This window comes from Sphingobacterium sp. JUb56 (assembly GCF_014191365.1).
GTDB lineage: Bacteria > Bacteroidota > Bacteroidia > Sphingobacteriales > Sphingobacteriaceae > Sphingobacterium > Sphingobacterium anhuiense.
In genome coordinates this window covers 192,809-219,725 of record NZ_JACHWL010000002.1, presented here as the reverse complement: position 1 = coordinate 219,725, position 26,917 = coordinate 192,809, and the positions used below count along the sequence as shown (strand labels likewise).

Sequence of the window (26,917 nt, the reverse complement as noted above, 5' to 3'; positions counted from 1 at the left end):
AATTGGAAGGTGTATGAGAGATTGTTTTATTTTGTAAATCAGATTGTTATGAATTATTTAGAGGATGTTCAAAAATTGTTTTTGTATTATAAGCATTTAGTTGATAGTACTTTGAATCAGTTAAGTGATAGCCAGTTATTTTGGCGCTACAATGATGAAAGTAATAGTGTAGCTGTACTTATTCAGCATATATCCGGTAATATGAAGTCTCGTTTTACAGATTTTCTTACTTCTGATGGTGAAAAAGAATGGAGAAATCGTGATGCAGAGTTTGAATTGGTGGATCAGGACAAGAATAGGTTGTTTCGGGAGTGGAATGAAGCATGGGACAATTTATTTAACACCTTGAAGTGTTTGGAATTTGAAGATCTAGGAAAGCTAATTTATATCCGTAATCAGGGCCATACAGTCGTAGAAGCAATTAATCGACAATTGGCTCATTATCCCTATCATGTAGGACAAATTGTTATGTTGGGAAAAATGATGAAAGGGAATAATTGGAAGTCATTATCCATCCCGAAAGGCGAATCAGAAGTTTTTAATGCTGTTAAATTTACGCAGACTAGGCATATTGAGCATTTTACAGATGAGATGTTAAGACATTTGGATGGTTAGTTTCTCTTTGAAATGAAAAGCCCCCAAAAAAGTGTTTTACTTGATTGGAGGCGTCCATTGTATTTTAATATGACTTAACTGATTAAAGTAAAATCGATTTGACGTTTGTCAAGATCAACCTTTTTAACTTTGATCTGTACTTCGTCACCTAATTGATATTTCTTTTTCTTGCGTTGACCTATGATTGCAAAGTTCTTTTCGTCTAATACATAAAAGTCGTCGTTAATGTCTCGTAATCTAACCATACCTTCGCATTTGTTGGTTTCAATTTCTACATACATACCCCATTCAGTTACACCAGAGATAATTCCTGTATATTCAGTCCCGATTTGTTCCTGTAAAAATTCAGCTTGTTTATATTTAATTGAAGCACGTTCGGCTTCTGCTGCCTTCTTCTCCATTTGTGAAGTGTGTTCACACATTTTTTCATAATGATCGGCATTGATTTTATCACCTCCACTTAAATAGTATGCTAATAATCTATGTACCATTACATCAGGATATCGGCGAATAGGTGAAGTGAAGTGCGTATAATAATCAAATGAAAGACCATAATGACTTGTTCCTTTTGTCGTATAGATCGCTTTTGCCATCGAACGAATCGCCAAGGATGTTAACATATTTTGCTCTTTACTGCCTTCAATTTTAGTCATTAAAGCATTGAGAGATTTTGCAGTTTCTTTGTCAGATTTGATCGTTAACTTATGCCCGAACCGAGCAGCAAATTGAGAAAATGTAGTTAATGTCTCTGGATTCGGGACATCGTGAAAACGATAAACAAATGGTAGTTTATTTTTTCCTTTTCCCTGTTTCCCAATGTATTCAGCAACTTTTCTATTGGCTAAAAGCATGAAATCTTCAATGAGTTTATGCGCATCTTTTCTTACTTTGGTATAGACCCCCGTTGGTTTACCGTTCTCATCCAACGTGAATTTTACTTCTTCACTTTCAAATGCAATTGCACCATTTTTAAATTTGCGCTCACGAAGAATATAAGCAAGTTCATTTAGTTTTAGTATCTCTGAAGAAAAATCTCCTGTTTTTGTTTCAATAACTTCTTGAGCTTCTTCGTAAGAAAAGCGTCGATCAGAATGAATGATAGTTCTTCCAAACCATTGCTCTACAACATTTGCCTTTTCATCAAGCTCAAAGACCGCTGAGAAACAAAGTTTATCCTCATGTGGTCGTAATGAACATACACCATTGGAAAGTCGCTCTGGAAGCATGGGGATTACCCTATCGACAAGATATACTGAAGTACCTCTTTCGTATGCTTCTTTGTCCAGTTCAGTCTCTGGAATAACATAGTGCGAAACATCGGCAATATGGACTCCGATTTCATAATTCCCATTTTCTAATTGCTGAAAAGAAATTGCATCATCGAAATCTTTTGCATCAGCAGGATCAATTGTAAATGTGGTGATTGCCCTAAAATCCCTGCGTTTTGCAATTTCTTCATTAGAGCAGGTCTCTGGTAAAGCATTTGCCTCTTCTTCAACTTTTTTAGGAAACTTTAATGGAAATCCGTAGTCTGCCAATATAGCATTCATTTCCGTGTTGTTTTCTCCTTTTTTACCTAAAATAGTCTTGACTTTGCCAATCGGATTTTTTGCACCTTGTGGCCAGTCAATAATAGAGACTACCACCTTTTCTCCATCCTTAGCACCCTCAAGATTATCAAGCGGTATAAAAATATCATGCAACATCTTTCTATCGTCTGCAATAAAGAATGCGAAGTTTTGAGAAAGATTGATAATACCTGTGAAATCTGTTTTTGCACGCTGTATAATTTCAACAACTTCTCCTTCTTTTTTACGGCCTCTGCTCTTCTCAAAAGTATGTACTTTAACAATATCTCCATGCAGTGCTTGACGTAATTTTCTAGGCGCCACAAAGATATCATTCTCAAATTCGTCTTGAGGTATAATATAAGCCGATCCTTCAGCAGTCATATCGACTTTTCCAGTCACGTAAACTTTAAGTTGACGAAGTTTGAATTTACCCTTCTCAACCTCTAAAAAAGGGCTGTTTCTTGGATGGTCAGTCAGAATGTTGGCGATTGCTATTTTTGAATCTGAATCGTGAACGTTCAGCTTTGATGCGACTTGTTTATAGTTGAGTGGCTTGTTGTTTGACTTCTCGAAGATGTCGATGATGAGCTGTGTTAAAACCTCTTGGTACGGGTTTTCTTTTTTTGTCGTCATACGTTTTTATTTACTTTTATCGTGTTGTAAGTGGGGGAGAAGGCTACTGTAGTTTGCAATATAATACCATTGCTATTTAGGCTATTCCCGATGTCTTATCACATACAATATACAAATATTAATCCGAAATTGTGGATATATAAATGTTCTTTGTTTTGGTTATAGAATTAAGTGTATATTTAATTCTATTTAGCTTATTTAATATTTTGATAAACAGTGTATTAAATATTAAATAGCTTAATGAGTCATTATTTGTAATGTTGATAAACAATATACTTTCAGGTTCTGCTCGATTTTTAATATTTTGCTAAATGTGTTTTTATCAAATTCTTATTTATTAAAATTTAATAAAACAATCTGTGTCAATTAGTTAGGTTTTTTTTTGATAAATTTTAGTTGACGATAAGAAAGGACTTTAGCATCAGGATTGATGAGAAGCACGTGCAAAGTAAAGGTTTTCAGAAATGTTGGTACCTTCCTTCTTATTCAGTGAAATTTTGTTTTTGATTATTTTTCCTGACATTGATCACAAAGACCCAGTGCATTTATCGCTACGGCTTCAAGTTTGTAACCTTCCGGAATGTTGAAATTTGGAAGTGTGATTTCATCCATGCAAAATACGGAGTTACAGTTTCTACAGATAAAGTGCACATGTTGGTCATGATGATTGTGCTCGGAGCAGTTGGTCGAACAGAGGGCGTAAGTAGCTGTACCATTTAGATCAAAAATTTTATGCAATATTCCCTTCTCCTCAAATGAAGCTAACACGCGATAGAGGGTGACACGATCAATTTCTTTACCGATTAATTTTTCGAGCTCTGGTTGTGAAATGGCTGATTTCTTAGTCGATATAACTTCTAAAGTTCGCAGTCTAGGCTGTGTAACCTTAAGCTGATATTGTTTTAGTAAAGTTGTAAAATCGACACGCTCATGTACTGTTTTTTCCTGTTGTTGCTCTTTACTCATAATACAAAAATACATCATTATTCTAATATAAAAAAACGGTCAGAAACAAGTTATTCATACTCGTTTCTGACCGTTTCTTTAAAGTCGTTTTATATCGATTTTATTTTCCTGCCGCCTTCGCGTGGTCAGCCAAGAAAGTAGCAAGGCCACTATCTGTTAATGGGTGTTTTAATAAAGCTGTGATTGCAGATAAAGGACCCGTCATCACATCAGCTCCAATCTTAGCACAACCTAAAATGTGCGCACTGTTACGTACCGAAGCTGCTAAGATCTGTGTTGGGAAACTGTAGTTATCATAGATTAAACGGATCTCTTCGATAAGTCCTAAACCATCTGTAGAAATATCATCTAAACGACCAATGAAAGGTGAAACATAAGTAGCTCCAGCTTTTGCAGCTAGGAGTGCCTGACCTGCAGAGAAAACCAAAGTACAATTTGTTTTGATTCCTTTTTTGCTGAAATATTTAATTGCCTTGATACCATCTTTGATCATAGGAACTTTAACAACAATCTTGTCATCTAACTTTGCAAGTGCTTCTCCTTCTTTGATCATTTCTTCGTAGTTTGTAGAAATTACCTCCGCACTTACATCGCCATCTACGATAGCACAGATCGCTTTGTAATGATTGATTACATTCTCGTCACCACTGATTCCTTCTTTAGCCATTAAACTTGGGTTTGTTGTTACCCCGTCTAATACACCTAAATCTTGTGCTTCTTTGATTTGTTCTAAGTTTGCTGTGTCAATAAAAAATTTCATCTTGTATTGAATTGATTGTTAATTGTTTGGTTTATTTACCATTAAGTGGCAAAGTTATCGATTAAAATTCACTAATCTTGTGCAGAAATGAAATTACTGCACAAATATTGCTTAGTCATTACTGTTCATTTTAGATCATTCCTTTCATTTACTTCTATTATTCATTGATATGCAGATATTTCGTTCGCTTCAGTATCCAAATTTTAGATTACATATAATTGGCCAGGCAATCTCATTGATGGGCACATGGATGCAACGTGTTGCTATAAGTTGGTTAGTATATAAGTTAACAGATTCTGTTTTCTGGTTAGGTTTTGTATCTTTCATCTCCCTGCTTCCTTCTTTGGTATTATCTCCCTTTATTGGAAGCTTTGTAGATAAACATAAAAAGTATAAGCTTGTTTTTATTACACAAATAGGTCTAATGATTCAAGCAGGAATCTTAACACTTTTAGTGTACCTGAAGATGGAAACAGTATTGTGGTTGTCTATTTTGGGATTTGCACAAGGAGTGATCAACGCTTTCGATGTGTTGGGAAGACAATCGTTGATGGTACATCTAGTAGATAATAGAAAAGATCTGCCTAATGCAATAGCACTAAATTCTTCTATATTTAATGCAGCGCGTATGGTTGGTCCGGCTATTGGTGGTATATTATTGAGTACATACGGTGAAATGATGTGTTTCAGTAGTAATTTTCTGAGTTTTATCCCTGTTTTGATTACTTTATGGATGATGAATGTCACAGAAAGTACAGCAAGCTTAAGCAAAGGAAGTAATTGGCAGGGCTTGGTCGAAGGGTTTTACTATTTGAAAAGATCGCCCCATATTTTTTCGCTTATTATAGTGATGACTTTTTCTAGCTTATTAGTAATTCCATATACTTCTTTATTACCTGCTGTAGCAAAAGAAATGTTTAATGGCGATGCAGGTACATTTTCATGGTTTGAAAGTGCAGCTGGTCTTGGGGCAATGATAGGAGCGATTAATATGGCACGGCTAAAATCAGGAACTAATATGCGCTACCAAGTAATGGGCGCAGCACTGTTAATGGGAGCCGCCTTGTTTTTACTCGGGCATTCATCTGTTTTAGTTCTTGCTCTTTTATATACGGCGATCGTTTCTTTCGCTATGATGATGCAGAACTCCAGTATTAATACGTATATACAGACGCATGCGATGCCGATCTATAGAGCACGAGCAATTTCTTATTATGTAATGGCATTTCAAGGTATTTTCCCTATAGGTAGTTTGCTTATAGGGGCTCTAGCAAGCTATTTCGGATTACGTAGTGTCTTATATTTTATGGGTGGAGCAGGTGTTTTGATTGCTTTATCTTATTATCTATATTTACGTTTGCATATTCATAAAAGGCTCTTTAAGTTTTAACTTTCTCTTGAGTAATTTAAGCGTTTTCTTTTTGTAATCAATCACTGCGCCATAAGGAGCTAAAATATCTCCTCCGATCACTCCAATCACAGGACGTAGATTCATCTGTTCGTAAGCATAGTTAATAGAACTGAGGTCAAGAACTGCAGCCCTATAATTTTTTATTTTCCAATCATGGATTTTAAAAAGAGGAATATGAATCAAAAAACTTTCCATGTTATTCGTGCCCAAACCTGTTGAAAGCGTATCGGTACTTTCTAATTGGAATTGGTCTGTGTGAATTTTTTCTAATTGGTTTTTATCAAAAACAGTCTTTGAAGCTCCAGTATCTAAAACCATTAAATGGGTAGTTTCGTATAAAGTGACCTCTATTAAAATATGAGTGCCTTGCTCCTGTAATTGTAAAATCTGTAAGGGGATGATTGCCATATTCCAAACATAGAAAAAATATGTGCTTCATGAAAGTTAAAGTATCTTTATTTAGATATATTAATGCACTTGATCTAAAGTTTGCCGTAAAGCGGTAGGATTATTTAAATTTTTAAACTGCGTTGGTGTTAAACCTGTGTTTTTTTTGAATTGATTGCTGAGATATGCGGTGCTTGAATAATTAAGTTTTTCAGCGATTTCAGCTAATGAAAGTTCATCGTAAATTAATAACTCCTTAATATATTCTATTTTTTGGAAGATTGCATATTTTTCAATACTGATACTTGCTACAGAAGAGAAGAGGGCACTTAAAGAGCTGTATTCAACATGTAAATGATCACTTAATATATCTGATAAATTTTTATTCAGATAGTTATAAGGATAGCGTGTATAATCGATGATCAGCAATTTTATTTTTTCAATAAGACGCGTGTTTTTATCATCGATTAATTCAAAACCAATAGCATGCAGATTTTCCTTCATTTTCTTTCGTTGTTCAGGCTGTAGTGAATGGTCCAACGTAACAACACCTAGTTGTAGATCATGATAAGGGATATGCAACTCTTTAAATATATTTTCTACAGCCATCTTACATCTATTGCAGACCATATTTTTAATAAAGAGTTGCATATTATTTTTATAAAACGTTAATATCTTTTAGTACATTATTCATGTTTCGAACAGCATCCGCACTTTTGTGTAGTTTTTGCTTTTCCTCTTCCGAAAGCTTCAAAGGTACAATTTTATCCCATCCATTTTTATTGATGATGACTGGAACACCTAAATTGATATCCGATAATCCAAATTCTCCATCCAAAAATACACTTGCTGTGAAAAGCTTATTTTGATTTCTAACGATACTTTCAACTACAGCTGCAGTAGCTGCCCCAGGAGCATACCATGCAGAGGTTCCGATTAAGGATGTCAAAGTTGCACCGCCTACCATTGTTTTCTGAATAATTTCTTCTTGCTCCTCCTCAGTTAAAAAATCAGTTACAGGAATACTATTCCATGTGGCATGTTTGATCAGAGGAATCATGGTCGTATCGCCGTGACCGCCGACAACAATTGCATTAAGGTCACTTGCAGAAGCGTTTAATTTTTGACTTAGCTGATATTTAAATCTTGCAGAATCCAATGTTCCCCCCATACCTATGATTCTATTTTTTGGAAGACCAGAGCTTTTTAAAGCCAAATATGTCATGGTATCCATTGGATTTGAAACAATAATAATAATGACCTCAGGAGAATGTTTTATCAAATTATCAACTACTGTTTTAACAATATTTGCATTAGTGCCGATTAGTTCTTCTCTGGTCATGCCCGGTTTTCTAGGAATTCCTGAAGTAATAACTGCAACAGTGGAGCCTGCGGTTGCACTATAATCATTCGTTACACCTATTATTTTTGAGTCGAATCCCAATAAAGCAGCAGTCTGTGACATATCTTGTGCCTTACCTTCAGCAAACCCTTCCTTGATATCTAAAAGGATGATTTCTTCAGCAACCTCTCTTCTGATTAAATTATCTGCAGTTGTCGCTCCAACTGCTCCTGCACCAACTATTGTAACTTTCATAAGCCTTTTAATTTTGGTCCTTAGACATTAATTTTTCTTTGAATTTACTCAATAAATAGTAGGAAAGCAATTAAGTTGTATAAAAAATGATAGGAAATAAAAAGGAGAACTTTCGTTCTCCTTTTTATTAAAATGGATAGCCAATAGCTAAATTAAACATTAAGTTGTCCTTGCGCCATCTGCTACTTCCTAAATCAATATCTTTCAAGACCCAACGCTCTCCTTTATCCAAATATGGAATACGGAATGGAATAGCAAAATCTGTTCTTAATATAAGAAAAGTAAAGTCAAATCTTAAACCTAAACCGCCACCGACAGCTAATTCAGTCAAGAAATCTTTGCTAAATTTTGCTCCGGGCTTTTCATCATCTGTATTTTGTAGCCACACATTACCGGCATCAATAAACGCCGCCCAATGGACAAAACCAGCCAATTTAGCACGATATTCTGTACTCATTTCCAATTTTATATCTCCAGTTTGATCAGCATAGAACTTATTGGTCCCAATGTTTTGAGGTTTTAAAGTTCCTGGACCAATTGCTCGAGCAGCAAAAGCGCGAATACTGTTTGGACCACCCACATAATACTGTTTTAGATAGGGTAAAGCACGGGAGTTACCATAAGAGTAACTTAGACCTAAACTGACTCGCGATGCTAATTGTGAATTTTCGCTTAGTTTTAAATAATGTCTACCATCACCACTTGCCTTAATATATTGAGAAAAATAAGCGTTGAATAATTTAAATGTTTTACCCTCATTGTAGTTGGCACCTTTTATCAATCCCAATACATTACCAGATAAATCTAAATTTCCTTTAAAATAAAAGGTGTTTTTTAGATTTTTGTTCATCATATTGGATAAAGTAAAATTATAATTTGGACCAATAGTAAACTGTGGTTCTATAGCATGTTTTAGCGTTGGTACCGTATCCATCTGGGCTTTATATTCATCTGAAATACGACTGGGCTGTACATATGTAATCTCCAATAGTCCCAAATCATGTTGTTTCTCTTCAGATTCCTGCCAGATATAACCATAGTCCAGTTTTAGAGATCGTAATGTATATGCTCGAGTTCTATTTAAGAATTCAAATCCCGTTTTGATGTAGGTTTTTGGTATAAATCTACGACTGGGATTTATTTTGAAAGGCGAAAGAATACGGGGAAACGTTAAAGTAAGATCTGCACCATAGCGATAATAGCTTGAGTTTAGACTTACACTTCCACCGGTCTGTGTTTCGTATCCACCAAACACATTTAGACTTAACAGTTCGGCACCTCTAAAGGCATTGCGTAATTGCCAGTTCACATTAAGTTCGGAGCCATTATATACCGAAGCCATTTTTCCTAACAATTCGAGACGAATAGATTTCTTAGGAAGAGGAGTAAGATAGTAATATACATCTAGTCCGTTTTTGACATCTTTACTATCAACAAAGTTGTTTTTAACAAATTTGAAGCTATTTAGATTTACAAGATGACTGATTGTTTTATTATGGGCACCGCGATTATAACGATCTCCTTTTTTAAAGAAAATATGGTTAGCTATAACGGGTTTTCTAAAGGTATTTTTTGGATCTATAAAGTAATATGAACTATCGAATAATTGCGCATTACGTGGAGCACGTTGATATCCTGTACCTTCGTCCGTATAATTTGGATAGATGTATATATTATTTATCTTGGATGGTGATTTAGCTATAACAGGTGTTTCAGGTTTAATAGTGACATATAAATTGACTTTATTATCTCCAATTGTACTATCTGCTTCCACCAATATATAGTCGGGACTGAAATAATAGTACCCAATATTTTTAAGTTCATTATCAATCCGATCTCGTTCATTCAGGATATCATCTAAACTATAATGCTTACCAACCTTTAAAAGAGACTTATCACGAGATAGGAGTATATCTCGGCCAAGCTGTATCGTACTGTCTACATTAAACGTAACAGATTTTATTTTATAAATCAGATTAGTCGTCGCAATATAGTGTATGGTCGCTTCTTTATCCTTAATTGTAGTGTCAGACTTTACCTCTGCATTAAAGAAACCAATATTTTCAAGTCGATTTCTTAACAGGTTTTCATTATATTCCCTATTTACATCACTCAATAAAACGGGTTCTTCACCCATTTTTTTTAGTTGTCTGCGAATGAAGTTTTTTCCAACTGAATCACCAGCCATGTTGTTAAAAGCTAGTTTGTAACGCCATCCAAAAAGTGTCTTATTGGGTTTAGGCATTAATACCTGTTCCAGATGCGTAGCTAAGGCCTTTTTATGTTCTTTAGAAATCGTATCCGATTCAATATCGACATGGCCATCCACATATAAGGACTGACCCTCTTTTAAATTTTTTGTGGTCGAACAAGAAGCAATGAAAAACCCTATAAATACAACAAAAGCTATAAATTGATTGCTATTTTTCATTATTCTCCCTTTCTTCATTTCTAATCACTTTTTCTCCTATTGTATCTGTTTTCTGATTCGTTGAATCAGTCTTATTGCTTGGTTTGGTTTGCTGGATTTGTTTTCTATCCAAGTAACGTTCTTTATATTTCTTAGGATCGTTACGCATCATGCTATCTCGAATTGCAAAGCGGACGCTATCCCTGTAAACGGAATCGGTTTCCATACGTTCGACGTCAAAACGTTTACGGAAATTTTTGCTTCGGGTATTATATTCATTTAATTTTTTAGAATTCATCCAAATTTCTCTGAATTTATTGTAGCTCATATTGATGATAAACCCAATACCTGTTTCAACATATTGGCCCTGAAGTGTTACCTGATATTGGTTTTTCCGATATACGCGAGCGAAATAGCGACCATCTTGAGACAGTTGGTAATCTAGACTAATATCTCCGGCAATATTCGCAGCCTGCTCTCCAGGTCTTGAATTCCCTTCAACTTCAAAATTCGAACCTATAGTGATTTTCAAACGGTCGTTAAATAGCATTTTTGAAACACCAATATTTAAATCGGTACGTGTTTCCCCAACTCCAGTTGTAAAATCCTGCTCGGATTGTAAGTCAAAATCTAATTCCACTCCTTTAATTAAATCCGAAGCTAGTCGGTTTAACTGTGACGTTAGTAATGAACTCACACTATTACGAGCCATAGATTCGACACCGCCACCACCAGATAAACTTTCAAATGGATTAGAAGCCAAAAAGCGTCCTAATACGATCAATGAGAAAACCTGCTTATTCATTTCAGAAGGGTCTGTTCGTATTTGTGAAAGGGCATTATTGACTTTACTCACCACATCTTGAGACGCAATGGCGTTATTTTCATCCAGATCAATATCAAAGCCTAGTTTAGGCTCGAATAACTTTTCTGTGATTAATAAATTGACATTAAATGGTACTCGCTGTTTGTATAGATTAGAGTTATCTGCTCCAAGTTGAGTTTGTACTAGCTCAAGGGTAGGGGCTTTGACTTTGTATACTGCAGTGATATCCATTCGCGCATCTAGCGGGTCTCCTGCCCATGTAATTGTACTTCCTTCTTTAAATAAGAACTCACGTTTCACAGGTCCAAAAGAAAACGAATAACTTCCTTTGTCGACCGTATAAGTTCCCGACATGGTGATTTTGTTACTCGCATCGATACCTGCATTTAATTCAGCTTCACCTTGGATGTTTAAGGCGTCCTGAGATCCTTCGTCAAGAATAACTTTGAATTTAGCATTCTTGTCAGTTTGAAGATTCAGCGTCACATCGATTCCTGTTAATTTTGTTGTTGTTAGTGAATCCAATTTTGCAAAAACATTTGCTCTTGTTGTATCACTTTTATCAACAAATTCTACGACACCTTTTCGCTCCACCATTCCAGGGTCATCATTCGGCATAATGAATACAAAATCCGTTTTATCTTGAACTTTGATATTTCCATCGACAACAGGTTTATCCAATGTGCCTCTTATACGTAGATCAGAAGAAACGTACATTTTACCAAAGAACAGATCATTATCCTCCCGAGTCGAATTCACAACTTCAAAGTTATCAGTCTTAAGATTCAAATTAAAGTCATAATCTGTATAGTTTTTAGTTAAAATGGTACCATTCAAATCACCAGTATTGCCTTTTTTATCTTTTATGTTGAAATTGGATAAAGAGATTCCCCTATTATCAAAACTAATTTTTTCGTTATCAATTAAGAACGCCGCATTAAGCATAGCAACATTAAATTCAGCACCATTAAAATTCAGATCACCGTTGATAACAGGTCTATCAGTCGTCCCGGATATTTTAAGCTCTCCTTGGACATCCCCTTTAGATTCTTTTAAGTACCCAAAGCTGAAAGCTTGGATTGTCTTCATTTTTAAAGGAGCAATGTTGAGCGTAGCATCAAAAGTAGCTTCTCCGGTTGGAGGACTTATAAACTCTCCGATTAAACTGACGTTATTACCATTTTCAGTAATACTGACATTGGCTGCATACGTGTTTTCTTTTTCATTATTAACTTTAATATTGACATTTCCAATTGTATCCGTCCCTAAGTAAAATTTATCAATTCCAATATCTGATACAAAAACAGGGTTACTTTCAAGGCGTGAAATCGTTGCTTGTCCATTAATACCACCACCAATATTCATGTCATCAGCAGCAATCATTTTACTGAGGGTCTCAATTCTGAAATTTTTAAAAAGTAGATCTATAGGTGAATTCAGAACACTATCCTGTGATTTAATTTCCAATAACTGTCCCTTGTTTTCCAGAATGAAATTATGAGCTTGAATACCCGCTTTACCAAAGGATAAAACATTCGTACTATCGACATTCCATTTATCATAATTTAGCATTAATCCATCTTCTAGTAAGCTAAAAAGAAAGTTGCCACGATCTACTTTCATATGGGCACCTAAATGGTACTGTTCTTTATCTTTTTTGTCTTTAATCCAAACGCCAAAATCTAAGTTATTTTTAATGACTTTACCACTGAGTACCGTATTGATCAATTCGATATTGCTAACTTTTATTTTGTTAATCAAAGCAGAATAATACATGGTGCTGTCAACTGTTGTAAGATCAAAAGTCACACTATTAATATCTGTGCCTGCATAAACAATTTTTGGTGCATCGAGCTTAGCCTGGATTAACTTGTTCTTACTATTAAACATACCATCAAGTGTGATGTCTTTCATTTCAGTCAGATCAGGTAAGAAGTCCTTTATAAATTTTGTTCTGGTCAACTGAGCAGAAAATTCAAATTGTTGATCTTCGTATTTTGGAATAGTTACCGGAGCTCCAGGTTGATAATAAACGTGTGCAATGTCTTGTATTGCTGTACCAAGCTCCATTAATTTATATTTACCAACTAAATGGGCATTTAAAAAGGCAGATTTTAACATTAAAAGATTTGAGCTGCTATCCGAACGAGCGATAATTGAAATACTATCAAGAGTGTAGCGGTCATTATTGTATGCAATAGAAGAATTGATGATATGTGCTTCTCCATTCAGGAAATTAGGGTCTGCTGTTTCAAAATTTCCGACCATTTTGCCATGATAACGGAAGTCATCATCCATTAACTTTAAATTCTGTAAATTAATGCTATCGACCATCAGTTCAAAATCGACTTTCGGATATTTTGCATGCATATTAGCGGTAGCATTTAAATTGAATTTGACATTTGGATCAATACTATTAATTGAAGCTTCGATATCGCCTGCATTAGCATTCATATTCATATCGATATTATGGTATTGATATCCTAAAGCATCCAGACGGATTAGTTTTCCGTCCACATTCGCTATCGCTTTTTTAGGATCTAATCCATGCCCTTTTACGTTAGCTTCAAATGATAAGATACCTAAAACAGAATCTTGTTTCAAAATTTTTCCGATGTCAAAGTCTTTAATAGATACGTAAGCATCATATGTCGTATCACGCTTTGCCATATCAAATTTACCATTTACTTTAGCAGTTCCTTTTTCCGTCACTAAGGATAAATTGGTGTTGAATGATTGCATTCCCCCTTTAAATGTCCCAGTAAGCCCTATTGCATTTGGAAGTTCAAGATTTTTAGGAAATAATGATTTGGCAACAAGTTGTTCAATATCAGATCGGCCAGTTGTGAATTTTTTGAGCGTAAGGTCAATAGACATCTTATCAACATTAGGAAGACCCTTGAGTCTAGCACTGGCAATTACTTTTGTATTCGATAATGTGCTGAAATCTAAGTGTGGGATATTGAGATCGTTCAGTTTTCCCATTACTTTTCCGTCAATATTGAATTTTTTATTCATGAGCGGATGCATGATCTCCATAGTATCCAAGAACGGAGCAAAGTAATAAATATCGCGCATATCAACATGACTCTTTTTAATGTTGGCATTGACAGTAAGCAATTCAGGTTTTTCCGATATAGCCTCTAAAGAAGGATAAGATATTTTAATATAATCTTGTAATAATGTTTTAGAAGTTGCAGCATACAGATTTTTGATCTCAGCACCTGTATTGGTATAGATAAAATCACCTTTTAGATTTTTAATTTCGAAACCGGAATGATCTTTTGCTGTTAATGATTTTAGCGATCCGCTAATTGAATCTGCGCTATAATACAAATCAGTCATCGCAGTATTGATCGCAGGGATTTTAATATTGAAATAATCAAATCCTTTCATCCGTGCTTGATTGTCATCTTTATACCATACATTGGTATTATTGATGTTGATATCAGAAACAGAAACAATCCAATTAACCTTGGATGGTGCTGATGCTGTTGTATTTTTATCTGCGGCTGGTTTAGTTATTTTTGCTATTTTATCAAAAAACACCTGTGAATCAGATCCTTCTAAATTAATCTTTTTTATTGAAACAATTTCCTTATTAAGATCAATACTATTGATATCCGCGTATAGCTTTTGAATGGCAAACCTTGTTCTCAGTTTTCCCGCTTTATCTTCATATCGAACATTAATATTTCGCAGGTCTGCCGTATTAATACCAATATCAGGTAATAAAGAAGTGGCAATTGCAGTGGAATCAGTAATTCCAAAATCTTCAACACTGGGGCCATCGCCTTCTTGGGTAGGATTCCATTGTGTGACTAATGCACTTAAGCCATCAATAGTAACTTTTGGCATATCAAATGCCATATTTTTTGTCAAGTCAAATTTCTTGATCCTGGTATCAAAATGTTTCAAATAGACGTCAGCGCTTGTACCAATTACGTCATCGGCATATACCACGTGAAAACGATCAAAGATAACTTTGTCCATATTGAATACCATAGCAGAAGAAGTATCAGTTTTTGCTTTGGTACTTTCGGGACTCGCAAATGCTTTTATGATATAGTCAAAATTGAAACTGCTGTCAGGCATAGACCGGCGTATTTTTGCGGTAATGCCAGTAGCCTCCAGTTGCTGGATTTCTACTGTACTTTTTAGTAGTTTCATCATATTGATGTCCACTTTGATGGCCTCACCTGCTACTAATGTATCTCTAGATTGATCTTCCAGATAGATGTTTTCTAAAACAAGTTTTTTTGGAAATTCAATATTGATGCTACCAATATGAAAGGGCGTGCCAATTTTGCCCTCAACATAAGTGGCTACTTTTCCGGCAATAAAATTTTGCACGGAAGGAAGTCGAATCAAAAAAATAATGAGAAGTAAGAGTCCAATGACAGATCCAATAATCCATAAAAGGGTCTTTAATGCGATACGGCTAAATTTATTCAAAATATTTTTTAGTCTTTATATAAACCTTAATTTATTATTATAACGTAAAACAAGTGATTATGTTTATATCTTATTTACTATTTTACATTTAATTTTATTACAAAGAAGGATGGATATTCCAGTTTTTCTCCAAGAACTAAATATAGGGAGAAGTATTTGTAATGTTGTCGAAATTAATCAAAAATAGTGCCTTATTTCTAGTATACAACCTCTATTTTTAAGTTTGGCTTTTAGATTGGTTTTTTGCTTTTTTTCTACGTATATTCGAGATAATCAACATAAAACAAATGGAAAGAAAGAAATTTTTAAGCTCATTAGCGCTAGCGAGCGTTGGTGGAACAGTACTGACTTCATGTCTAAATACACAAAGTAATAATGAAACAACAATAACACAAGCCGGATTCAATGCCGGATTTATATTTCATAGCGTCTATTTCTGGTTAAAAGATGGAATCACGGTAGAGGAAGATAAGGATTTTTTAAAGTTTTTTGACATTTTGAAAAAAGTGCCGGGAGTACAATCTTGCCATATCGGTAAACCCGCTAAAACTAATCCAAGACCAGTGGTCGATAATTCTTTTTCATATCATATCATGTTGACCTTTGAAAATCTGGAAGCAATTACAAAATATGAAGAACATCCAGATCATCTAGCTGGGATTGATCAATATAGTAAGTATTGGGTAAAAGTAGAAGTAAAAGATACGGTGATTAGCTAGTTCTTAATAAAAAGCATAATATGAAAGAGAGAATCATAAGTGCTCTCTTTCATCTGTATATCATTTTACCTCAATACTCTGAGATGTATTTTGATTGTCTTGGTCATTATCATCTTTTTCTTGTCGTTCGACAGTTATTTTGCATTCTGTCAATAAAGCCGCCATAGCACCAACTGCTGCAAATATAGGGGCAAAGATGAGGCCTATAGCACCTACAGTAACAGGGAAACTCATGATTTCTTTTCCTGATTTATCGGATATGCTGATTTTCGTTACATTTCCATCCGCAATGAGTTCTTTAATCTTCTTTAGTAGATTTTCACCTGTAATCGAGAAAGTTTCTTTAATGCTCATAATGATTTGATTTTTAAAATGATGTCCAATAAATATAATCATTATTGTCCAAATAATTGGATCGAAATATTAAAAGCGTTGCTCACGCTTAAACTGATTAAATCTGGATTTATTTTTACCATCAACTCGTGAAGCTACTGCCCATATTGCCGCGGGCAACCAACCGATAAGTGTGCATTGCAAAATCAAACATAAAATTCCAGAAAATATTTTCCCTCTTAAAAAAAAGGAAAGCCAAGGTAATAATACTGCTATTAAGATCATATCTTTTGTTTCTTTGTTTAGTCAAAGATAAATCCTACAATAATTTATTCAAGTCTTTTTTAGGTAAACCTAGAAGAAGCATCGGCGAACATAGGTTATAAAAAGGTGAATAAATTCCTTCTTTCAATTGCTTACCTCATTTCGATGAGCTCACTTAACGTTTTTCCATCCCAAGTGTATTTCTTTTGACTTTTTGTTTCCTTGTAATTAGGCTCATCTAAATTGTCATCAATATTTTCGCCTTCAACTATTTTTTTGTAGATCATAGTGGGATCACCTTTATGTTCGGAGGGGAATAGGATTGTTTCATCGTAATAGAATACACCCGCATCAGAAACAGACATTTTGCTTGGGAAATGAATCAATTCTTGACCAGTCCATGCAAAATAGTAATATTGGGTAGCGATTCCACATGCCTCACCTAAAAAAGCAGAACGATGAATATTTTTAATGTTTTTTAATCCCATTCCTCCTAAGATCTTAGTCTCGGTACCAGTTTGATCATTTACCTCAGCTTGATATGAAGCGCGCGCAATAACGTTTTTTTCTCGATCAAAGACTTTGAGTTCGGCGTCATAATAAGATGGTGAATTTTCAGTAGAGGAACGGAATTTTTTGAAACCATAAATGAACTGTTCGCCCTCCTGGTTACGTATACTGTTGAGAGCTAGTAAACCTAACCATATAAAACCCTCTTTTTTGACATTGTTTTTTATAAAATTAATTTTATGCCATGGCGCATAAAATCCTCTTATCGTACTTCCATTGTACCCCTCACTGTTAATAACAACCATTGCGCCTTCTTGTAGAGAATCGACCAACTTCGATTTAGTATCCGCATTTTCACGTACATATGCCACGTCAGCGAATACATAAGCTGTATCACCTTTTTGAAAATTCCATAAAGTGTATTCATCACTTACAGCATACGCTGCAGGTTGTTCCTGTGCACGAACCAATAAAAAGGTAATTGAGAATAGAAAGAGAAGTGCTTTTTTTTTCATGTTTTTAACAATCTAGTTTTTTGTGTAAAATACTTATTTTGTAATGATCATAATCAATTAGATGACAAATTTGATTCCAATTAGGGATATGAATACAATTATTTTTACACATCATTATAAATAAAAATATTGTTCAGTTCTATGCGTTTGAAGTTTAATTGTTTATATCGTCTTTTAAACGCACATATTTTTAATATAGGGTAGCATTGGCTATAAGGATGAAACTCTATAATTTAAGAGGGCCAATTTTTATGAAAATTGGCCCTCTTAAATTTTAATTCTGAAATGATTTAAGCAAGACTAGCTAAACTATCTTCCAATATTTTAATTTTAGATTCAGCATCAGCTTTCTTGTTTTGTTCATTTTGAATAATTTCTGGCTTCGCATTTTGAACAAAACGCTCATTCGATAATTTTTTGTCTACAGAAACGAGAAATCCTTTTAAATAATCGATTTCTTTTGTGATTCTTTCACGTTCAGCGTCTACATCTATGTTTTCTTCAAGCGCAACATAACATTCTTCTTTGCCAGCTAAGAAACTAACTGCTCCAGCTACTTTTTCTTGAACAAAGGTTAGTTTTTCAATGTTAGCCAACTTGATAATACTTTCTTGATAGTTTGTAAAATCAATTTCTGTTGCATTGATAGCTAACGGTAAAGCAATTTTAGGTGAAATCTGCTTAGTATTACGGATATTTCGAACTTCAGAAATAATCTGCTGAACAAAAGTAAATTCCTTAATGATTTTTTGATCGATAGCGCCAACCGTTGGATACTCTGCAACAATGATACAATCTTTTGCATCGCGTTCTCCAAATAGTTCATCATGCCAAAGTTCCTCAGACAAGAAAGGCATAAAAGGATGAACCAATGTAAGTATACGTTTGAAAAATCCCTTTACCACTTCAAAAGTTTCCGTTTCAAGAGGAGTTTGATACGCAGGTTTTACAAGCTCTAAATACCAAGCACAGAAATCATCCCATACTAATTTGTAAGTAGACATCAGGGCATCGGATAGGCGATAATGATTAAAGTGATCTTCGATCTCAATTAAAGTAGCATTAAATTTGCTTTCAAACCATTTTGCCGCAGTTTTCTGAGCTTCAGTTGCAGGAGCATCTATAGTCTCTAAACCTTTAACTAAACGGAATGCATTCCATATTTTATTCGCGAAATTACGGCCTTGCTCACAGTAAGAGACATCAAACATTAAGTCATTTCCAGCAGGCGAAGAAAGTAGCATACCTACGCGTACACCATCGGTGCCGTATTGAGCCATCAGTTCGATCGGATCAGGAGAATTTCCTAATGATTTGGACATTTTCCGGCCCAATTTATCACGAACGATACCTGTTAGATATACATTTTTGAAAGGAGCTTTACCCGTATATGCATGTCCCATGATCATCATACGTGCTACCCAGAAAAATAAAATTTCGGGAGCTGTTACTAAATCATTTGTAGGGTAGTAATAGTTGAATTCTTCATTTTCAGGGTTGCGAACGCCGTCGAATACCGACATCGGCCATAAACCTGACGAGAACCATGTATCGAGTACATCTTCTTCCTGACGGATCGCACCAGCAACTTTACCTTGAGATTTAAACTCTTGAATTGCCTCAGATTCAGTTTTTGCAACTACCCATTCGTTTTTTTCATTGTACCATGCCGGAATACGTTGACCCCACCATAGCTGACGAGAAATACACCAATCTTTTACATTTTCCATCCAATGCTTGTAGCTGGATGTAAACTTGTCTGGAATTAAATTTACTTCTCCGCTTACAACATAATCTAATGCAGGTTGAGCTAATTTATCCATTTTGCACCACCATTGCATGGAAAGTTTTGGTTCAATAGCAGCATCAGTACGCTCTGAAAAGCCTACTTGAGATTTATAATCTTCAATTTTTTCGATCTGATTGACTTCCTCTAAAAGTTTCGCAATTTTTTTACGAGCAATGAAGCGGTCTTCACCAACTAAAATTTGAGCATTGGCATTTAATGTTCCATCATCGTTTAATAAATCAATGATTTCTAAGTTATGTTTTTGACCTAAAGCATAATCATTCAAATCGTGAGCAGGAGTTACTTTAAGGCAACCTGTACCAAATTCTATATCCACGTATTCATCTTCGATGATTGGAATCTCACGATTTATTAATGGGATAATAACTGATTTACCTTTTAGGTGTGTATAGCGCTCATCATTAGGGTTAATACAGATAGCTGCATCGGCCATGATCGTCTCTGGACGAGTCGTAGCAATGATGATTTGTTCATTTGAATCCTTAATTTGATAACGGATGTAGTATAGTTTTTGGTTGACCTCTCTACGGATTACCTCTTCATCAGATAAAGCTGTTTTTCCCTGTGGATCCCAGTTTACCATACGGACACCACGGTAAATATAACCTTCTTTATAGAACTTGATGAAGGTGTCAATCACTGATTCTGATAAATCAGCGTCCATTGTAAATTTTGTGCGTTCCCAATCACATGAGGCACCTAATTTCTCAAGTTGTTTTAAGATGATACCACCATATTTCTCTTTCCATTCCCAAGCATGTTTTAAGAAATCTTCACGCGATAATGATTTTTTATCAATTCCCTGCTCTTTCAACATAGCGACAACCTTTGCTTCAGTTGCAATAGAGGCATGATCGGTTCCAGGGACCCAACAAGCATTTTTACCCTGCATACGTGCTCGACGAATCAATACATCTTGAATGGTATTGTTCAGCATATGTCCCATGTGCAATACACCGGTGACGTTCGGAGGAGGCATTACTATTGTGTACGGTTCACGCTCATCAGGTGTAGAACGGAAAAATCCGTTCTCCATCCAGTAGCTGTACCATTTGTCTTCAGCTTCTTTAGGATTGTAAGTTTTTGCTATACTCATGATAATTTTTTTTCAAAATCGTTTGCAAATTTAGCGAATTTAGTTGTTTTATAGAAGTTTAATATTGCTATTTCAAAAATTGGTTTTCGACTCATTTATGCTTTTCATTGCGTATAAAACCACATTAGTAAGTGTAAATATATAATTAAGAGTATATCTTAAATTTTATCAAGCTTTAATGTGTTGAGTATGATCTTGTTGTAGTGTTGGTTTTGCAACCATTTCTCTTGTAAAATTGAAATTGACCTTATGGTAATATTTTTATAACATAATCATAACATTTTAGACTATTATTACTGAAATAGCGTACATTTGCGTGTTTTACATAAATACTAAAAATGAATAGAATTGCCAATGAGTTAAAGGCCCTAACTCAGTACTTTTTATTTTGGCTTATCATATGTTTTATTGATCGATTGCTGTTTATAACAGCTTTTTTTGATAAAATTGGATCGAAAAATTTCTCAGAGATTTTCAAAATCTATTATCACGGCCTTAGTTTAGATTTTTCAGCAGTATCCTATATCTGTGCAGTTCCATTTCTTATCTACTGTATCTTATCTTTTTTACCGAATGTACATTATAAAAGAAAAATATTGGATGTGTACACCATCACTTTACTCGTTATTTATTTTGTTGTTTCTTTTATTAATATCAATATTTATAGGGAATGGGGCGATAAAATTTCAAAGAGAGCAATTGATGCTTTTTTAGCATCACCATCTGGAGCCGTTGCTTCTGCCGAATCAACACCTGTATTCTTTCCAGTTTTTGGAATGATTGTCGGAATCGTTGTGGGCTATTTTTTATATCGTTGGATGTTCAAAAAAGTGCATTTTTATAATATTAAGTTGCCTTGGCAGAATGCTATTAAATTATTGATTGGAGCTATTTTGCTATTTACTTTTATAAGAGGAGGATATGGAAGAGCAACTTTAAATCCGAGTAAAGCTTATTTTTCTGAGCAAAGCTTTTATAATCATGCTGCGGTAAATACACAATGGGCATTGTTGCGGGATTATTTTGCGAAAAGTACCCGGTTAAAAAGTCCTTATCAGTTTTATAATGATGAAGCCCAGCTCCATTCGACTTTAAAACCTGCATTTAATGCAAATCCAGATTCATCCGTTTCTATATTGACTACGAAACGTCCCAACGTTGTTGTCATCATGTTAGAAAGTTTTGTTGGCGGTCTTATTGAATCAATGGGAGGAGAAAAAGGAATTACACCAAATTTTGAGAAATTAATTAATCAAGGCGTATTTTTTGATCACATTTATGCGGCCGCAGATCGATCTGATAAAGGAATGGTGGGAATATTCAGTGCCTTTCCGGCACAAGGCCCCGAAAGCATTATTAAGTATATCGATAAACATGAGAATTTGCCGGCCGTAGGTCAAGAATTAAGCAGTGCAGGTTACCATGGTTCATTTTATCATGGGGGTCAAAGTGAGTTTTACAATTTTAAATCGTACATGTTGATGCACGGTGTTTCGAAAGTTGTCGATAATGCAAACTTTGGTGTAGATGTTTCACGGGCTTCATGGGGTGTCTATGACCATATTGTATTAAAACGAATGCTACATGATTTTGATACCGAGAAACCCCCCTTCTTTTCAACAATTTTTACACTAATCAATCACGAACCCTTTAACTTGCCAGGGCGTTATAAATTTGGGACTAAATCAAATGCAGATAAATTTAGAAGCACGGCCTTCTATACAGATTCGATTGTTTATGATTTTATTAATCAAGCCAAAACCAAAAGCTGGTATAAAAATACCCTATTTGTTGTTGTAGCAGATCATGGACACCGGTTGCCTGCAGAGAAATGGGAGTTGTCTAACCCGCATCGTTTTCATATCCCACTTTTATTTTTTGGCGATGTAATCAAACCCGAATTCAGAGGTAAAAAAATCGACCGTATCGGTAATCAGACCGATATGGTAGCTACATTGCTTCATCAATTAAATCTTCCGGCTACTCGATACCATTGGAGTCGCGACTTATTGAATCCAACCACACCTCAAATTGCGTTTTACAATTCTAAAGATGCTTTTGGTGTAATTACACCAGATCAAGTCGTGAGTTTTGATAATGTAGGGAAGATTATTAATTATAAACAGAATAGTGACTATTCTCCTGTAAAAACAGATAGTTTACTCAATATAGGAAAAGCTTATTACCAAGAAGTGTATAAAGAGTTTTTAAAATATTAGATAGAAAATATGATAAAGTTGAAAGGTTCATTTGCACCATATCTCGGTTTGCTGATTAGATTTCTCATACTGTTGTTGATTTATGCTTTTTTAAGACTGGGTTTTTATGGGATTAATTATGCTCTTTTTCCCCATGTAGATAATGCTCAATTATTGTATATGTTATGGGGTGGGGTTAAATTTGATATCGTAGCGCTACTATATTTAAATATACTCTATTTATTGATGCAGATTATTCCTGCACCATTCAAGTATAATACCTTATATCAAAAAATAGCAAAGTGGATTTTTATTATTACCAATTCAATCGGAATCGCTTTAAATTTAGTTGATTTTGCTTATTATCCATTCACCTTGAAACGAACTACAGGGACGGTATTTGATCAGTTTGCAAATGAAAAAAATTTAGGTTCCTTGGCTTTAGATTTTTGCCTTGACTACTGGTATCTTTTTGTACTATTTGCGATATTGGTTTATGCTTTAATTAAGCTATATGATCTCGTACAAGTGCAGCGTCCACTACTGTTTAGATGGCCTACATATAGCATTCAATCGGCTTGTTTTTTAATTGCTATTTTTCTGTTTATTGGGGGTGTCCGTGGTGGATGGGCGCATAGTACAAGGCCTATTACATTAAGTAATGCAGGAGATTATGTAACGAATCCCGAAGAGATGAATATTGTATTAAATACTCCTTTTAGTTTAATGAAGACGTTAAAAGCGGTTAATTTAAAACCTATTCATACGTATACCGAACAAGAGCTGACTACAATTTATAATCCTGTTCATTATCCTCAAAGTAAGGAGCCTTTTAAAAAAATGAATGTTGTCTTTCTAATTTTGGAAAGCTTTGCAAAAGAACATTTTGGAGAGTTAAATAAAGATATTCAAGGCGGACAGTATAAAGGATATACACCATTTTTGGATTCTTTAATCCGGGAAGGATATACTTTTGAACATACCTATGCTAACGGACGTAAATCAATTGATGCACTGCCTTCTGTTATAACAGGAATACCATCTGTAGGTGAACCATTTGTATTGTCGGTATATTCAGGTAATAAAACGACCAGTATTGCTAATTTGTTAGCAAATAAAGGTTATGAAACAGCATTTTTTCACGGTGCTCCAAATGGAAGTATGGGATTTTCTGCATATATGAAGTTAGCCGGTATTCAACATTATTATGGTAAAAATGAATACAATAACGATGCAGACTTTGACGGTATCTGGGGCATATGGGACGAACCGTTTATGCAATATATGGCTAATGAAATTAACTCCTTTAAACAGCCATTTTTTGCAAGCTTCTTTTCGCTTTCTTCTCACCACCCTTTTAAAGTACCCTCAAAATATGAAGGAGTTTTTCCAAAGGGACCTTTACCTGTTCAAGAACCTATAGGTTATACTGATAATGCACTGCGTCAATTTTTTAAAACTGCATCTTCTATGTCTTGGTATAAAAACACCTTGTTTGTTATCTGTGCAGATCATGCAACGGTAAGCGCATTGCCAGAATACCAGACTGCGGCCAATAGTTATGCGATTCCTATTATCCTTTACCATCCAGGAGGAGATTTAAAAGGTAGAAGTGATAAATTGGCGCAACAGATAGATATCATGCCTACAGTTTTAAATTATTTGAATTATGATAAACCATATTTTGCATTTGGTTTCGATGCATTAAATCCAACAAAGGAAAATTTTGTAGTCAACAATAATTCAGGAATATTTAATTTTTATTACAAAGATTATTTGCTGATCAACGATGGAATAAAAAATATTTCCCTCCACAATCTAAAAGAAGATCGGTTGATGAAACATGATTTATTGAAACAACCACCCCTAGTGCTAGATACCATGGAAACAAAATTTAAAGCTTTTGAACAGCAATATAATAACCGAATGATCGAAAATAAATTAATTTACGACGGTAAATAACTGGAATTATTATTATTTATATTAAGCATTACCCCACAAAGGTGATGCTTTTTGTATTTTTAAGATTAACAATACGATCACCCTAGCACGATATAAGAATGAGCCTGCAGGATGATAACAATGGCTATACGATCACCCTAGCACGACATAGGATTGAGCCTGCAAGTAGATAACATTGACTATACCATCAGCCTAGATCGACACAATGAATAGGTTATCTATGCACCTGCTATGCACAATATACGCACAACAAATAGCCGAATGAGCTTATAGGATGACTATAGGTTGAAACTCATTTTGAAAAGTTTTAACACAAACTTTAGAAATAGGATAAATGATCGATGGAGATTACACGTTTGTGAAAGATTAAAATAACTAAAAAATATTTATTCGCTATTCGTTTTTTATACGTCAATTTGTAATTTATTTGCCCATGAACTAAAGTAGTAATCCTTATCTTTGTATCATGTCTGAACACGCTATTTTGGAACAAGAAACAATTGTGGCATTAGCCACAGCAAGTGGTAATGGTGCTATCGCTGTAATACGTCTTTCTGGTAAAGATGCTATTGAAATAACCAACCAGGTATTTCGGGGTAAGAATTTGCTTAAGCAAGCTTCACATACTCTTCATTTCGGTACAGTACGAGATGGAGAAGAAATCATTGATGAGGTATTGGTCTCACTATTTGTAGGTCCTAATTCTTATACTAAAGAAAATGTAGTTGAGATCTCCACCCACAATTCTAAGTATATAATTGAACGTGTGATGAGTTTGCTTATTAAAAAAGGAGCACGAGCAGCTAAAGCAGGGGAATTCACATTACGTGCTTTTTTAAATGGGGGAATGGACCTTTCTCAAGCAGAAGCTGTTGCTGATTTGATTGCTTCAAATTCTGCTGCTTCCCATCAAATTGCGATGCAACAGATGAGAGGCGGATTTTCCAATCAGTTGAAAAAATTGAGAGATGATTTGATCCACTTTGCATCACTAATAGAATTAGAACTCGACTTTTCAGAAGAAGATGTAGAATTTGCAAACCGCGATCAATTGAAAAGTTTAATTAAACAAATTAATCAAGTGGTGAGTAAGTTGATTTCTTCATTTGAACAAGGTAATGTCTTGAAAAATGGTGTTCCAGTCGTAATTGCAGGTAAACCTAATGTCGGAAAATCTACTTTGTTGAATGCTTTATTGAATGAGGAGCGTGCCATTGTATCGGACATTGCGGGTACCACAAGAGATACGATTGAAGATGAAATAAATATCAAAGGAATTACTTTCCGATTTATTGATACTGCCGGTATTCGTGAAACTATCGATGTTATCGAGGCTAAAGGAGTAGAGCGTACAAGAGAAAAAATGAAGCAGGCACGTTTAATCATTTATTTATTTGATCCTACACAAGACGAGGTGGTAGATATTGAGGAGCAGATTGCAGAAGTTGCAGTATTGAACATACCTTTTGTTACAATTATTAATAAAGCTGACTTGCTTACAGTAGAGCAGAAAAAGCAGTATGAGGTTTTAAAACCGCTATACATATCTGCAAAAGAACAAATAGGGGTAGAAGAGCTAAAAGATGAACTATTAAATCAAGTAAATCTATCTAACTTAAATACTGACGATGTCTTAGTAACCAATATCCGTCACGTAGAAGCTCTTCAGCATACACGAACATCCTTGGAACGTGTACTCAACGGAATTGACAACCCGGTTACATCTGATTTCTTAGCCATGGATATACGTCAATCACTATATCATTTAGGCGAAATTACAGGTTCTGTTTCAACCGATGATTTGTTGGATAATATATTTTCGAAATTCTGTATCGGAAAATAATAATTGGAATAATTAACAGTTAAAAAGCACTAACAG

Annotated in this window: 18 protein-coding genes; 6 read left to right on the top strand and 12 right to left on the bottom strand. The window is 34.8% G+C overall.

Annotation, left to right across the window (positions count from 1 at the left end; translation table 11 throughout):
• Positions 1-48: 48 nt before the first annotated feature.
• Positions 49-615, top strand: a complete 567-nt coding sequence (locus tag FHR29_RS20450) for a DUF1572 family protein (protein ID WP_021188481.1) — start codon at positions 49-51, stop codon at positions 613-615.
• A 74-nt stretch (positions 616-689) separates the two neighbouring features.
• Here the strand turns inward: FHR29_RS20450 and rnr are convergent, their stop codons facing one another.
• From rnr to fsa, 3 genes are all read right to left on the bottom strand, one after another.
• Complete coding sequence (gene rnr / locus FHR29_RS20445; protein ID WP_183916957.1) at positions 690-2,819, bottom strand: ribonuclease R; 2,130 nt, start codon at positions 2,817-2,819, stop codon at positions 690-692.
• A gap of 507 nt (positions 2,820-3,326) precedes the next feature.
• Positions 3,327-3,785: a Fur family transcriptional regulator gene (locus FHR29_RS20440; RefSeq protein ID WP_132842779.1), complete on the bottom strand. Its 459-nt coding sequence runs from the start codon at positions 3,783-3,785 to the stop codon at positions 3,327-3,329.
• A 100-nt stretch (positions 3,786-3,885) separates the two neighbouring features.
• Positions 3,886-4,545, bottom strand: coding sequence for a fructose-6-phosphate aldolase (gene fsa, locus FHR29_RS20435; protein WP_021188478.1), 660 nt, complete (start codon positions 4,543-4,545; stop codon positions 3,886-3,888).
• Positions 4,546-4,714: 169 nt separating this feature from the next.
• Between fsa and FHR29_RS20430 the strand changes: the two genes are divergently transcribed.
• A complete protein-coding gene (locus FHR29_RS20430) occupies positions 4,715-5,935 on the top strand; it encodes an MFS transporter (protein ID WP_021188477.1) in 1,221 nt (406 codons plus the stop codon).
• Here FHR29_RS20430 and FHR29_RS20425 read toward each other — a convergent pair.
• The 5 genes from FHR29_RS20425 to FHR29_RS20405 all read right to left on the bottom strand — a co-directional run bounded on the left by FHR29_RS20425 (position 5,897) and on the right by FHR29_RS20405 (position 15,631).
• The gene (locus FHR29_RS20425) at positions 5,897-6,364 is read right to left on the bottom strand and encodes an aspartyl protease family protein (RefSeq protein ID WP_021188476.1); all 468 of its coding nucleotides are present in this window, start codon (positions 6,362-6,364) and stop codon (positions 5,897-5,899) included. The two genes, FHR29_RS20430 and FHR29_RS20425, sit on opposite strands and share 39 nt — an antisense overlap.
• 60 nt (positions 6,365-6,424) lie before the next feature.
• On the bottom strand, positions 6,425-6,952 hold the full coding sequence (locus tag FHR29_RS20420; RefSeq protein WP_260292351.1) for an AraC family transcriptional regulator: 528 nt from the start codon (positions 6,950-6,952) through the stop codon (positions 6,425-6,427).
• A gap of 49 nt (positions 6,953-7,001) precedes the next feature.
• Entirely contained in the window at positions 7,002-7,940 is a 939-nt protein-coding gene (locus tag FHR29_RS20415) for a malate dehydrogenase (protein WP_132770832.1), read from the bottom strand.
• A gap of 127 nt (positions 7,941-8,067) precedes the next feature.
• Positions 8,068-10,371, bottom strand: coding sequence for a BamA/TamA family outer membrane protein (locus FHR29_RS20410; RefSeq protein WP_260292349.1), 2,304 nt, complete (start codon positions 10,369-10,371; stop codon positions 8,068-8,070).
• A complete protein-coding gene (locus FHR29_RS20405; protein WP_183916951.1) occupies positions 10,361-15,631 on the bottom strand; it encodes a translocation/assembly module TamB domain-containing protein in 5,271 nt (1,756 codons plus the stop codon). Before FHR29_RS20405 ends, FHR29_RS20410 begins: the two co-directional genes overlap by 11 nt.
• Before the next feature lie 287 nt (positions 15,632-15,918).
• On the opposite strand from FHR29_RS20405, the gene FHR29_RS20400 reads away from it, so the two are divergent.
• Complete coding sequence (locus tag FHR29_RS20400; protein ID WP_183916949.1) at positions 15,919-16,350, top strand: Dabb family protein; 432 nt, start codon at positions 15,919-15,921, stop codon at positions 16,348-16,350.
• 60 nt (positions 16,351-16,410) lie between these two features.
• On the opposite strand, the gene FHR29_RS20395 is transcribed toward FHR29_RS20400, so the two are convergent.
• From FHR29_RS20395 to FHR29_RS20380, 4 genes are all read right to left on the bottom strand, one after another.
• Complete coding sequence (locus tag FHR29_RS20395) at positions 16,411-16,704, bottom strand: DUF4342 domain-containing protein (protein WP_037525171.1); 294 nt, start codon at positions 16,702-16,704, stop codon at positions 16,411-16,413.
• A gap of 69 nt (positions 16,705-16,773) precedes the next feature.
• Positions 16,774-16,968 carry a YqaE/Pmp3 family membrane protein gene (locus tag FHR29_RS20390; protein WP_021188471.1) on the bottom strand — a complete coding sequence of 65 codons (195 nt, stop codon included), beginning with the start codon at positions 16,966-16,968 and terminating at the stop codon, positions 16,774-16,776.
• Positions 16,969-17,099: 131 nt separating this feature from the next.
• On the bottom strand, positions 17,100-17,972 hold the full coding sequence (locus FHR29_RS20385; RefSeq protein WP_183916947.1) for a hypothetical protein: 873 nt from the start codon (positions 17,970-17,972) through the stop codon (positions 17,100-17,102).
• 290 nt (positions 17,973-18,262) lie between these two features.
• Positions 18,263-20,878, bottom strand: coding sequence for a valine--tRNA ligase (locus tag FHR29_RS20380; RefSeq protein ID WP_132842769.1), 2,616 nt, complete (start codon positions 20,876-20,878; stop codon positions 18,263-18,265).
• Positions 20,879-21,216: 338 nt separating this feature from the next.
• On the opposite strand from FHR29_RS20380, the gene FHR29_RS20375 reads away from it, so the two are divergent.
• The 3 genes from FHR29_RS20375 (at position 21,217) to mnmE (ending at position 26,881) form a co-directional block, all read left to right on the top strand.
• Entirely contained in the window at positions 21,217-23,097 is a 1,881-nt protein-coding gene (locus FHR29_RS20375) for an LTA synthase family protein (protein ID WP_183916945.1), read from the top strand.
• Positions 23,098-23,106: 9 nt separating this feature from the next.
• On the top strand, positions 23,107-25,038 hold the full coding sequence (locus FHR29_RS20370; protein WP_183916943.1) for an LTA synthase family protein: 1,932 nt from the start codon (positions 23,107-23,109) through the stop codon (positions 25,036-25,038).
• 466 nt (positions 25,039-25,504) lie between these two features.
• Positions 25,505-26,881, top strand: a complete 1,377-nt coding sequence (gene mnmE / locus FHR29_RS20365) for a tRNA uridine-5-carboxymethylaminomethyl(34) synthesis GTPase MnmE (RefSeq protein ID WP_132770820.1) — start codon at positions 25,505-25,507, stop codon at positions 26,879-26,881.
• Positions 26,882-26,917 lie beyond the last annotated feature (36 nt).